The organism is Polaromonas sp. P1_E3 (assembly GCF_056405935.1).
The window spans coordinates 1-717 of sequence record NZ_JBFUBD010000778.1; the positions used below are offsets into that span (position 1 = coordinate 1).

Sequence of the window (717 nt, forward strand, 5' to 3'; positions counted from 1 at the left end):
GTCCTTCCGGATGGCGACTTCAAAGAGGGTTTCAACGATCCTGAAGAGGCCAGCCAGCACTTTCGGGGCGGTGAAATACTGTTTGACTTCCTGTTCACTGAAGGCGTAGCGCGCTTCCTYGAGCTTTTCGCCGACGTAGGCGTAGTCCCAGGCTTGTGGGTCGGGCAGGCCGAGCTGGCTGGCGGCAAAGGCGCGCAGGTCGGCGACGTCTTTTTCGGCGTAGGGGCGGGCCCGCCGGGCAAGGTCGCGCAAAAACGTGATGACTTCGTCAGGGGACTTGGCCATCTTGGCAACCACCGATACTTCACCGAAATTGCGGTAACCCAGCAGCCGGGCTTCTTCGAGGCGCAGCGCCAGGATTTCCTTCATGATGGCGCTGTTGTCGAATTTGCTGAACTCCGGGGATGCCTGGTCGCTGGCGCGCGTGGTGTAGGCCTTGTAGAGGGTTTCGCGCAGTTTGCTGCTTTTGGCGAACTGCATGACGGGCAGGTAGCTCGGCATTTTCAGGCTGAGGCGGTAGCCGGTCTTGCCTTCGGACTGCGCCTGGTTGCGCGCAGCTTCAAGCACGTCGGCAGGAATGCCCTCAACCTCGGCTTCTGTCGCGTAATAGGCAAATGCGTCGGTGGCGTCCAGGGCGTTTTCGCTGAACTTCTGGCTCAGTTCGGCCTGGCGTTCCTGGATTTCGGCGAAGCGGTCGCGGTCTGCGCCCTTCAGCTC

1 protein-coding gene is annotated in these 717 nt (G+C 61.0%); it reads right to left on the bottom strand.

Features of this window, described 5'->3' with window-relative positions:
- A partial coding sequence (locus tag AC1D0Z_RS23480) for a M3 family metallopeptidase (RefSeq protein ID WP_477660522.1) occupies positions 1 to 717 on the bottom strand: 717 nt, incomplete at both ends.